An 11717-nucleotide genomic window follows, 5' to 3' on the forward strand; every position below is an offset into this window, starting at 1 on the left:
CACACTCCGTTTCCTCGCGCTGCCGTGCCCCAAGTCAAGCAGGTTCACCGACCGCCGCGGTCCCTGCCCGCCACCGCGCCGGGCGGCCTGTCGGGCATTGACGGGATCGATCCGGTGAGCCAGAATCCGTTACCGTTCACGTTAACGGTAACGGGGGATCTGTGCACCCCCAGCTCGACACACCGAGGAGACAGATGTCTTTCCGCGCCACTACAGGCATCGCCTACGTCGAGGACGTCTCGCCGGGCAGCGGGGCCCTGCCGCCCCGCGCCTGGTACGCGTCCTCGGACGCCAGGTCGCTCTCTCTGAACGGGAGCTGGCGCTTGCGCCTGTCACCGGCGGCCGACACCGAGGACGACTCGTTCGCCGAGCCGGGATACGACACGGGGAACTGGGCCGAGGTGAGCGTGCCCGGCCACTGGGTCCTGCAGGGCCACGGCTCACCCATCTACACCAACCACCTCTACCCCTTCCCGGTCGACCCGCCGCGCGTCCCGACGGAGAATCCGACCGGTGATCACCTGCGCGTCTTCGACCTGCCGTCCGACTGGCCATCGGACGGCCGATCGGTGCTCCGCTTCGACGGCGTCGAGTCCTGCGCCCGGGTGTGGCTGAACGGCACGGAACTCGGCGAGTTCAAGGGCTCGCGGCTCCCGCACGAATTCACGGCCGGGCATCTGCTCAGGCCGGATGGCAACGTGCTCGCGGTCCGGGTCCACCAATGGTCGGCCGGCTCCTACCTGGAGGACCAGGACCAGTGGTGGCTGCCGGGCATCTTCCGTGATGTCACGCTGCTGCACCGCCCGGCCGGCAGCGTCCGCGACTTCTTCGTGCACGCCTCCTACGACCATGTCACCGGTGAGGGCACGCTGAAGGTCGACTCGGACGTGGACGGCCGGATCACCGTGCCCGCGCTCGCGATCGATGTCGCCACCGGCCAGTCCGTGACCGTGCCCGTCGAGCCGTGGACCGCCGAGACGCCGAAGCTGTACGACGGCGTGCTGGCCACCGCGGGCGAGCGCGTACCGCTCCGGATCGGCTTCCGCACGGTCGTCCTCGAAGACGGCCTGATCAAGGTCAACGGAAGGCCCGTCCTGTTCAAGGGCGTCAACCGGCACGAGTGGCACCCGCAGCAGGGCCGCGCGCTGGACCTGGAGACCATGCGCGAGGACGTGCTGCTGATGAAGCGGCACAACATCAACGCCGTCCGCGCCTCGCACTACCCACCGCATCCGGCCTTCCTCGACCTGTGCGACGAGCACGGGCTGTGGGTCATCGACGAGTGCGACCTGGAGACCCATGGCTTCACCGAGCAGTCCTGGCGCGACAACCCCGTCGACGACGACCGCTGGACCCCCGCTCTGCTCGACCGCGCGGCCCGCATGGTCGAGCGAGACAAGAACCACCCGTCGGTCGTCATGTGGTCCCTCGGCAACGAAGCCGGCACCGGGCGTGGTCTGACGGCCATGGCCGCGTGGATCCACGGCCGGGACTCCTCGCGGCTCGTGCACTACGAGGGCGACGGCGACTGCCGTGACACGGACGTGTACTCACGGATGTACGCCTCCCACGCCGAGGTCGAGCGCATCGGCCAGGAACTGGACGGCGGCACGCGCAAGAGGCGCCGGCTCCCCTTCATCCTGTGCGAGTACGCGCACGCCATGGGCAACGGCCCCGGCGGGCTCGCCGACTACCAGCGGCTCTTCGAATCGTACGAGCGGCTCCAGGGCGGCTTCGTCTGGGAGTGGATCGACCACGGGATCAAGCACGCCGATCTCGGCTACGCCTACGGCGGTGACTTCGGCGAGGAACTGCACGACGCGAACTTCTGCTGCGACGGGCTGGTGTTCCCGGATCGCACGCCCTCGCCGGGGCTGCTGGAGTACCAGAAGGTGATCGAACCGGTCCGCATCGAGGGCGGCGGCACGGACGGCACCGTGCGGGTCACCAACCGGCACGACTTCGCCGACCTGTCCGCGCTCGCCTTCGAATGGTCCTACCAGGTGGACGGCGAGACCGTCGAGTCCGGCGCCTTGCCGGTGCCGGCGCTCGCACCGGGCGAGTCCGCCGACCTGACGCTGCCCGAGCCACCGGCCGGCACGCGCGGCGGCGAGAGGCAGTGGACGATACGGGCGCTGCTCGCGACGGACACCTCATGGGCACCGAAGGGCCACCCGGTGGCGTGGGGCCAGCTCCCCGTGGCCGTACGGCAGGCGCCATCCGTCACCGCCTCCGACAGGCCCCTCCTAGGCGAGCGGCAGATCACCCTCGGACCCGCCACCTTCGCCCCCCGCACCGGCGCTCTGACGTCGATCGGCGGGGTGGCGATCGACGGCCCGCGCCTGGACGTCTTCCGGGCGGCCACCGACAACGACAACGGCACCTCCTGGCGGGACGGCGTGTGCTTCGGCTCGCTGTGGCGCACATTGGGCCTGCGCCGGATGCGGCACCGCCTCGACTCCGTCGAACTGGGCGACGACGCGCTGACCGTGCGGACCAGGGTGGCGCCCGCGGCCCGGGAGGCGGGCCTGGCCACCGTCTACCGGTGGACCTCCGACGGCACCCGGCTGAAGCTGACCGTTTCCGTGACGCCCGAGGGCGACTGGCGGGTGCCGCTGCCCCGGCTCGGCATCCGGTTCGGGCTCGCGGGCTCGGCGGACCGTGTTCGGTGGTTCGGCGGCGGTCCGGGGGAGGCGTACCCGGACACCAGGTCGGCCTCCATGCTGGGCCGCTGGGAGTCCACAGTCGACGAACTGCAGACGCCGTACGTCCGCCCGCAGGAGAACGGCGCCCGTGCCGACGTCCGCTGGGCCGAGATCGGTGGCCTCAGGATCGAGGGCGACCCGGAGTTCTGGTTCAGCGCGCGGCGCTGGACCAACGAGCAGCTGGACACCGCCGCGCACCGCACCGACCTCACGGCCGGCGACCGGGTGTGGGTCAACCTCGACCACGGCCAGCACGGCATCGGCTCACAATCCTGTGGCCCCGGCCCGCTGCCGCGCTACCACCTGCCGGCTCAGCCCGCGGAGTTCTCCTTCTCCTTCCTGGAGACCAAGTGACCGACAAGGTCGTGACGTCGCCCGCCGACGGCCGGCTCTTCACCCGTCCGGCCGCGGTCGCCTCCTGTGCCGGATTCATCCTCATCGGCATGCTCCAAGCCCTCTACGGCCCGGCGGTCCCAGGCCTGCGGGAGCAGTACGGGCTGACCCCGTCCGGCGCGGGCCTGGGCCTGAGCCTGCACTTCGCGGGCGGGCTCGCGGGCGTCCTGGCCTTCAACGCCATCCACTCCCGGATCAGCAACAGGGCGCTGGTCGTCGCAAGCTACGCTCTGATGGCGGCGGGCGGCGCGGGCTTCGTGCTCGCCCCCAACTGGCCGGTGGCACTGGCCGCCGCCTTCCTCGGCGGCCTCGGCTTCGGCGGCATCGACTACGGCCTCAACCAACTGTTCGCGGTCGGCTTCGGCGACAAGTCCACGGCCATGCTGAACGTGCTCAACGCCCACTTCGGCATCGGAGCGGTGCTCGGACCGGCCGTCGTGGCCTGGCTGGGTCCAGACGACCACGCGTACGCGTTCGCCGGCTGCGCGGTGCTGGCGGCGGCGCTCGCCCTGAGCACGAACGGCATCCGCACGAGGACGGCGGCCGGCGTCCCGTCCGAGGCAGCGTCCGTGAAGCTGGGCCTGCCGCGCATCCTGATCGGCTTCATCGCCCTCTACATCCTCAACGTCGCGGTCGAGGCGGGTGTGGGCGGCTGGGAACCCACCCACCTGGAAACCATCGGCTACAGCGCGACCGTTGCCGCATCGGCGACCTCCGTGTACTGGCTGACGATGACGGCGGGCCGCTTCCTCGTCGTCCCCATCACGCTGAAGTACGCCCCAGAACGCATCCTCGCCGTGTGCGCGGCCGGCATGACCGTGTGCCTGCTGCTCACGCTCTTCATGGGAGCGGCACCCCTGGCCTACGCCGGTGTCGGACTGTTCATCGCGCCCGTCTTCCCCACCGGCCTGCCCTGGCTCAACAGGGCCCTGCCACAGTCCAGACGCGCCGGCGCCTGGGTCATCGCGGCCTCGATGCTCGGCGGTGTGGCGGCGCCGCCCCTGCTCGGCGTGGGCATCGAGGTGTCGGGGATCCACGCCGTGCCCTGGCTGCTCACCGCACTGTCCGCCGCCTCCCTGGCGGCGACGGTCTGGCTGATCCGCCTGACGAGGACATCCGGTTGACCGCATCTTCGCAGCCGTGGCGGTCTGCTCCCCCCAGCGCGGCCCCGAGGCCAGCACGGCGTGGCTGTAGCCGTTGACGGGAGGCATGCCTCGGGGCGTACGAGGGGGCGCATCGTCATGTCCTACTCATCCGGGTCCCAGGCGCTGAGCTGGTCGAAGAGACGTCGGTCGCCGTCGAGCTTCAGGGAGTTGATCGGGATACGGTCGTGCAGGATGAGGACCAGTTCGTCGGCCGTGCCCCAGACGGAGGCGTCGGCCGCGTCCGGGTCCTGGTCGGCAGCGGTGTCCGATTTGGTGCCGGGCCCGGGGAGACGGGTGGTCCGTGCGCCGCCGGCGGACAGCGAGAGGCGCCAGGAGCGGCCCTCGGAGGCGTGGAAGTCGACGACAGCGGGCTTGTGCGGCCAGGCACTCGTCGTCGCGACGCAGGTGGACAGGAACTCGTCGACACCGTCGAGCGCCACCTCGTCCGGCAGCGGCTGCGGGGCACCCACGGTGATCTGGGCGTCGTAGGTGTGCACCGCCATCTGCTGGAGCTGGTGCCGAGCTACGGCACCGGAGGTCTGCGGCGACTGCGACGTCTCCCACCACGTCCAGCAACCGCGATCCGGGCCGGCCTCCCGCAGCGCGTCCACCAGTTGCTCCGTGGACTCCGCCAACCAGGCCAGCAGCGCCTCGCGCTCCCGAGGCGCAGCCGGGGCGCCCTGCGCCGCCGACTTGGCCGGAGCAGGGCCGGCGGCGACGGTGGCGGCCCAGTCGCGGCGCCCTTCGCCGATGTGCTGCGCCAGATCGAACAGCGTCCACTCGGGGCAGGTCGGCACCTGCGCGTCGAGGCGGGGTGCGGAGGCGATCGCGGCGCGGAAGGCGGTCGAGCGTTCGTCGATCAGTCGCAGCAGAACGGGAAACGCAAGTGTCGTTGTCACCCGGACTCTCTATCACGACCCGGTACTCGGGTCGGTCGTCAGGGGCGATGCGGCTCTGCGTAGCCGAGGTGCTGGAAGTCCTCGTCCCCTCCGGCCGTCACCCGGGCCGTGCGTGGAAGCCCGGCCCCGCGCCCGAAGGTCATCGACGACGACATGCTCACCCGTCGCGCTGAAGGACAAGGGCGTCCCCGTCCCCGAGATCGCCAAGAAGCTCACCATCAAGACCGGCAAGGTGGGCTTCGGGCAGGGGACGGTCCTCCAGCGTCTTGAGCGTGGACCCCGATCCCGGGTCATGGATGCCGTACCCCTCCAGCGGCACCCGCGGCCGGCCCCGGTCCGCCGCGGGGTTGCCGACCGGCCCGTAGCCCGGTCATCGCCACACGCCGGCCGGCGGTTTGGTCTCGCCGCGCTCCCACGAACGCGATGGAACGCGGTGGAACGCCTTTCCAGGTAAGGCGGCTCTGCCTCGGGGACATGCCATCGCGGAGCCGCTGGGGGTTCATGCCGGCCGCGGGGGTGCGTGGTCGGCGCCGGCTCGTCCACTCCAAGGAGGATGCAGTGATCGACCGTGTCCAAGACCGGTCCGGCCGAGGCCCGTGGATCGAGTCCGCGGCCGGAGAGCGGGATGAGCGATGACGGGGGAGCCCGTCCCGGGGGTACGGGACTTCCGGCTGATGGTGGCACCGGAGCCGTTCGACCCTGCGGCAATGGAACCGTCCCACCAGGAACTCGCCCGCCAAGAGCCGCCCCCCAGTGAGTCGTCCCACCGCGAGCGGCCCGCCGCGGTGGGCGTGGCGCGGGCGACGGTCGTGCAGGTCGCGGCGTTGCTGAGCGAGCCCGACATCGCCCGTCTCAAGGCGGCGTACGGCCTGCGCCTGGACAAGTTCATCCCGAACCTGGCCTACCTGGAACGCCTGGACACCGCGACCGCCGACCGCGTACGCGCGGACTTCCTGGTCAGGGCGGTCATCCCGTTCCCGCAGGCGTCGAAGCTGTCGCCCACGATCCCCGCCACGGGGCCGCTCGACCTGACGATGGTGCTGTTCGAGGACTCGGACCCCGTCGCCGTCACGGCGAGTCTGACCGCGCTCGGCGCGCGTGACATGGCGACGGCCGATGACCGGGAGAGCGGCGGGCGGCTGCGGTTGCACCTCACGCTCGACGACCCGTCCAGGGTGGCCCAGGCGGCGGCGATCGACGACGTCATCTGGATCGAGCCCGAGCCCGAGTTCACCCTCATGGACGCCGGGTCGGCACGGGTGCTCCAGTCGGGCGACCCGTCCAGCGGCCCGGTCTGGATCCACAACCTGCACGGCGAGGGCCAGGTGATCGGGATGATCGACCAGGGCGGCGTCGACCTGGACCACTGCTTCTTCGCCGACAACCCGCCGAACAAGCCCGGTCCGGACCATCGCAAGGTGGTCCGGGCGTTCAACGAGGGCGTCGTCGGCCGGCACTTCATGTTCATGGCCGGCATCATCGCCGGTGACCAGCTCGGCTTCTCCGGCAATCACCCGAACCGTGGCGGCGCGTGGGCCGCCAAGCTCGTCACCCGCAATCTCGGGGACCTGAAACGAGAGAAGATCAATACGGGTTTCGCGGTCTTCAGCCTCGAGACCCTGCTGAACGCGTCGAGAAAAGAAGGCGCGAGCATCCACAACCTGAGCTGGGGAATCGGCAAGGTGGCGGCCTACGACGTGCTCGCCCAGGACGCGGACAAGTTCAGCTTCGAGCACGAGGACCAGTTGCTGGTCGCGGCCGGCCAGAACGTGGAGGACGGGCCGGAGAACACGCCGCCCGGGATCGCGTTCAACACGCTGTGCGTCGCGGCCACGAAAGCCTTCCCCGACCACATGTCGCGGGGCAATGGGGTGGACGGGCCGACGCCCGACGGCCGCCGCAAGCCGGACCTCATGGCGGTCGGTTGTGGCATCACCACCTCGACCATCCCTACGCCCGCTCCCAAAGGCCCGTTCTGCGATGTGGAAACGATCAAGTGCGGCTGCAGCGCCGCGACGGCGAACACCTCGGCCGCGGCCGCGCTGGTGCGCCAGTACTTCCAGAGGGGCTTCTACCCAACAGGCGAACTACACAAGGACAAGGGCATCGAGCCGTCAGGAGCGCTGATCAAGGCGGTGCTGCTCAACTCGACGGTCCGCATGACGGATCATCCCGGCTACCCGAACGACATCACGGGCTGGGGGATCATCCAGCTCGACCGGACGCTGTTCTTCAAGGACTCCGGCCGCCGCAATCTGATCGTCAAGGACGTCCCGAAGAGCGCCGGCCTGCGGATGGGTGAGACGCGCACGTCCCAGTTCTTCGTCAACGGCGACACGGAGCCGCTGAAGATCACCCTGGTGTGGGTCAACCGGCCGCCGTCCGAGCAGAACCTGTCGCATCCCCGGGTGGACGCCATCAGGTTCGAGGTGGAGGACTCCCAAGGCAACTTCTACATGGGCAACGACTTCGACGGGATCGCCGGCGTCTCGCGGAAGCTGGCGACGACCCCGGCCAACCCGCCGGACGCGATCAACAACGTTCAGATGGTCATCGTGAATCAGCCCACTGCAGGGACCTGGAGGATCCGGCTGCGCCATTCCGGGCACCAGGAGAAACAGCGCTACGCGCTCGTGGTCTCCGGTGACGTCGCCGTGGACGAGCTATGACGGGCCCGAGCCCCGACTTCCGGCTGATGGTGGGGCCGGAGCCGTTCGATCCCACGCAGGTGGAGCCCACAGCGGCGGCCGGGCCGCAGGCGACGGTCGTGCAGTTCACGGCGTCGCTGAGCGGGCCGGACATCGCCCGGCTCAAGGCGGCGTACGGCCTGCGGCTGGACCGGTTCATCCCGAATCTGGCCTACCTCGAACGGCTGGACGCGGCGACGGCCGACCGGGTACGCGCGGACTTCCTGGTCCGGGCCGTAACCCCGTTCCCGCAGGCGTCCAAACTCTCGCCCGACATCCCGGTGACCGGGCCGCTCACTCTGACGGCGGTGCTGTTCGACGACTCCGACGCCGCCGCCGTCACGGCGAGCCTGACGGCGATCGGCGCGCACGACGTCGCGACGAGCGACGCCCACGAGTTCGGCGGCAGGCTGCGTCTGGTCTTCGGGCTCGACGACGTGACCAAGGTCGCCCAGGTCGCGGCGCTGCAGGACGTCACGTGGCTCGAACCGGCGCCCGCGGTCGAGAACCAGGACGTTCCGTCCGCCCAGGTGACCCAGTCCGGCGACCCGGCCCGGGGCACCGTGTGGGACCAGCACCTGCACGGCGAGGACCAGGTGATCCAGATCATCGAAGAGGGCACGCTCGACCTCAACCACTGCTTCTTCGCCGACGTCGCCCCGAACAGGCCGGGCCCGGGCCATCGCAAGGTGCGCGCGCAGTTCAAAAGGGCGAACACCGCGCTCGACAGCCACTTCATGAAGGTCGCTGGCATCGCCGCCGGTGACGAGCTGGGCAACTCCGGCAACCACCAGGACCGAGGCGGCGCCTGGGCCGCGAAGCTGGTCGCCAACGACAGCGCCGCGCTGCGCGACCTGGGCCCGAATCACCGCAGCGTCCACCAGTTCCTGGAGGACGGGAGGGGCGTCGGCGCGACCGTCCACAACTTCAGCTGGGTCAACGCCTTCACCGTCCGCTATGAGTCCACCGCCCGGGACGTGGACGCGTTCTGTTTCGCCCGCGAGGAGCAGGTGGTGGTCGCCGGCGGGCCGAACACGCGGCCGAACTCGAGGAACATGCCACCCGGCATCGCGCTCAACGCGATCTGCGTCGCGGCGGCCAGGGCCCACCCCGGCCACATGACGCGGGGCAGCGGCGTGGACGGGCCCTCGTTCGACAGCCGCCGCAAGCCGGACCTGATGGCCGTCGGCTGCGGCATCAGGACCTCCGTCCTGCCGGCCGCGCCGCCCCAGGGCGTGTACTGCGACACCGCCGTCCAGACGTGCGGCACCAGTTTCGCGACGCCGAACGCCACGGCCGCGGCCGCCCTCGTACGCCAGTACTTCACGCAGGGCTTCTACCCGAACGGCAAGCCCGAACAGGACAAGATCGTCAAGCAGCCGTCAGGCGCGCTGATCAAGGCGGTCCTGCTGAACGCGACCGTCGACATGACCGGCCACCCCGGCTACCCGAGCGACACCGAGGGCTGGGGGCTCATCCAGCTCGACCGGGCCCTGTTCTTCGAGAACGGCACGCGCAAGCTGATCGTGCACGACGTCAGGAGCGCCGCCTCCATGACGACGTCCGCGACCCGCTCGTACGGCTTCACCGTCGACAACGCGGGCGAGCAGCTGAAGATCACCCTTGTCTGGACGAGCAAGGCGATGACCGAGGTGGCGCCGTTCACCCCGGACCCCATCCGGTTCGAGGTGGAGGACCCCGCCGGGGGCTTCTACATGGGCAACGACTTCGACGTGCCCAACGGGGTCTCGCGGAAGCTGGTGGCGCCCCCGAAAGCGCCGCCCGACATCGCCAACAACGTCCAGATGGTCGTCGTGAACAACCCCGCTCCCGGCCCGTGGACGATCCGGCTGCGCCCGGTGCTCACGCGGGCGCCGCAGGGCTTCGCGCTGGTGATCACGGGGGGTGTGCGATGAGGAGTGAGGGACAGGACTTCCGGCTGCTGGTGGGGCCGGAGCCGTTCGATCCCACGCAGGTGGAACCGGCCGCGGCGGCCGGGCCGCAGGCGACGGTCGTGCAGTTCGCGGCGTTGCTGAGCGGGCCGGACATCGTCCGGCTCAAGGCGGCGTACGGGCTGCGGCTGGACCGGTTCATCCCGAATCTGGCCTACCTCGAACGGCTCGACGCGGCGACGGCCGACCGGGTGCGCGCCGACTTCCTGGTCCGGGCCGTCACCCCGTTCCCGCAGGCGTCCAAGCTCTCCCCGGGCATCCCGGCGACCGGGCCGCTCGACCTGGTGGCGGTGCTGTTCGACGACGCAGGCGCCGACGCCGTCACGGCCGCGCTGACGACGATCGGCGCGCACGACATCGCCACCGTCGACGGCCGGGCGTTCGGCGGGCGGCTGCGCCTGCGGCTCACGCTGGCCGACGCGGCCAAGGTCGCCCAGGTCGCGGCGCTGGAGGACGTCACGTGGATCGAACCGGTGCCGACGATCGTCGACGCGGACGTGCCCTCCGCCCAGACGACCCAGTCCGGCGACCCGGCCCGCGGCACGATCTGGGCGCACGACCTGCACGGCGAGGACCAGGTGATCCAGGTCATCGAGCGGGGCACGCTCGACCTCAACCACCGCTTCTTCGCCGACGTCGCCCCGAACAGGCCCGGCCCCGGCCATCGCAAGATCCGCGAGCTGTTCAACCCGAGAGGGGCCACGCCCCGCGACCACTTCATGAAGGTCGCCGGCATCGCGGCCGGTAACGAACTGGGCAACTCCGGCAACCACCAGGACCGAGGCGGCGCCTGGGCCGCGAAGATCGTCGGCCACGACGCCAACCTGATCCTCGCCCCGCCGGACAAGACCTCGCCGGACGAGAACCGCCGCTCGCGCAGCCTGCAGGATCTGCTGGAGGACGGGAGGGGCGCCGGGGCGACCGTCCACAACATCAGCTGGAGCACCAATATCCGCTACGACGTCGTCGCCCGGGACCTGGACGCGTTCTGCCTGGCCCGCGAGGAACAGGTGGTGATCGCCGCCGGCGAGAACACGGGGGTGAGCCCGAAGAACGCCTCGCCCAGCGTCGCGTTCAACGCGCTCTGCGTCGCGGCGGCCAAGGCCTTCCCTGACCAGATGTCGCGGGGCAGCGGCGTGGACGGGCCCTCGTTCGACGGCCGCCGCAAGCCGGAGGTGATGGCCGTCGGCTGCGGCATCAGGACCTCGGTCCTGCCGCCCACGCCGTCCACGGGCCTGTACAGCGACACCGAGGTCCAGACCCGGTGCAGCACGAGCTTCGCGACGCCGAACGTCTCGGCCGCGGCCGCCCTCGTACGCCAGTACTTCAACCAGGGCTTCTACCCCAAGGGCCGGCCGGTGGAGGGCAACCGCAACCCCAGCCCGTCAGGAGCGCTGATCAGGGCGGTGCTGCTGAACGCGACCGTCGACATGAGCGGTCATCCCGGCTATCCGAGCGACACCGAGGGCTGGGGGCTCATCCAGCTCGACCGGACCCTGTTCTTCGAGAACGGCACCCGCTCGATGATCGCGATCGACATCCCGAGCCGAGCCGGTCTGCGCCTGGCCGAGACCCGTACGTACCGCTTCTTCGTCCATGACGCCCACGAGCCGTTGAAGGTCACCTTCGTGTGGGTGAACCGGCCGCCGTCCGAGGGCCAGATCACCCCCACCGTGCAGGCGATCAGGTTCGAGGTCGAGGACCCGGCAGGAAACCTCTACGCGGGCAACGACTTCGACGTGCCCAGCGGCTTCTCCCGCCAGCGCAAGACCAGCCCGCCCGTTCCGCCCGACATCGTCAACAACGTCCAGATGGTCGTCCTGCCGAGCCCCGTCATCGGTCCATGGATGATCCGGCTCCGCCCCTACGTGAATCTCGAAACCCAAGGTTACGCGCTGGTCATATCCGGCGGCGTGATCTAGACCGGAGGTATCCC

At 70.5% G+C, this 11717-nt stretch carries 6 protein-coding genes; 5 read left to right on the forward strand and 1 reads right to left on the reverse strand.

Annotation, left to right across the window (positions count from 1 at the left end):
* Positions 1-194: 194 nt before the first annotated feature.
* On the forward strand, positions 195-3059 hold the full coding sequence (locus tag ACQP2T_RS30415; protein ID WP_433519479.1) for a glycoside hydrolase family 2 TIM barrel-domain containing protein: 2865 nt from the start codon (positions 195-197) through the stop codon (positions 3057-3059).
* Complete coding sequence (locus tag ACQP2T_RS30420; RefSeq protein ID WP_433519480.1) at positions 3056-4222, forward strand: MFS transporter; 1167 nt, start codon at positions 3056-3058, stop codon at positions 4220-4222. The genes ACQP2T_RS30415 and ACQP2T_RS30420 overlap by 4 nt, the downstream gene beginning before the upstream one ends.
* A 122-nt stretch (positions 4223-4344) precedes the next feature.
* On the opposite strand, the gene ACQP2T_RS30425 is transcribed toward ACQP2T_RS30420, so the two are convergent.
* On the reverse strand, positions 4345-5142 hold the full coding sequence (locus ACQP2T_RS30425; RefSeq protein WP_433519481.1) for a maleylpyruvate isomerase N-terminal domain-containing protein: 798 nt from the start codon (positions 5140-5142) through the stop codon (positions 4345-4347).
* A gap of 632 nt (positions 5143-5774) precedes the next feature.
* Here ACQP2T_RS30425 and ACQP2T_RS30430 point away from each other — a divergent pair.
* Genes ACQP2T_RS30430 through ACQP2T_RS30440 form a run of 3 tightly spaced genes read left to right on the forward strand, consistent with a single transcriptional unit; the run spans position 5775 to position 11703 of the window.
* Positions 5775-7811, forward strand: coding sequence for a S8 family serine peptidase (locus tag ACQP2T_RS30430; protein WP_433519482.1), 2037 nt, complete (start codon positions 5775-5777; stop codon positions 7809-7811).
* Complete coding sequence (locus ACQP2T_RS30435) at positions 7808-9745, forward strand: S8 family serine peptidase (RefSeq protein WP_433519483.1); 1938 nt, start codon at positions 7808-7810, stop codon at positions 9743-9745. Before ACQP2T_RS30430 ends, ACQP2T_RS30435 begins: the two co-directional genes overlap by 4 nt.
* Complete coding sequence (locus ACQP2T_RS30440; RefSeq protein ID WP_433519484.1) at positions 9742-11703, forward strand: S8 family serine peptidase; 1962 nt, start codon at positions 9742-9744, stop codon at positions 11701-11703. The genes ACQP2T_RS30435 and ACQP2T_RS30440 overlap by 4 nt, the downstream gene beginning before the upstream one ends.
* Positions 11704-11717 lie beyond the last annotated feature (14 nt).

The organism is Nonomuraea sp. CA-143628, assembly GCF_050942315.1.
Taxonomy (GTDB): Bacteria; Actinomycetota; Actinomycetes; order Streptosporangiales; family Streptosporangiaceae; genus Nonomuraea.

Coding starts and splice junctions, on each gene's coding strand:
- ACQP2T_RS30435 (WP_433519483.1), top strand. CDS start 7,808: ATGACGGGCCCGAGCCCCGACTTCCGGCTGATGGTGGGGCCGGAGCCG.
- ACQP2T_RS30415 (WP_433519479.1), top strand. CDS start 195: ATGTCTTTCCGCGCCACTACAGGCATCGCCTACGTCGAGGACGTCTCG.
- ACQP2T_RS30430 (WP_433519482.1), top strand. CDS start 5,775: ATGACGGGGGAGCCCGTCCCGGGGGTACGGGACTTCCGGCTGATGGTG.
- ACQP2T_RS30440 (WP_433519484.1), top strand. CDS start 9,742: ATGAGGAGTGAGGGACAGGACTTCCGGCTGCTGGTGGGGCCGGAGCCG.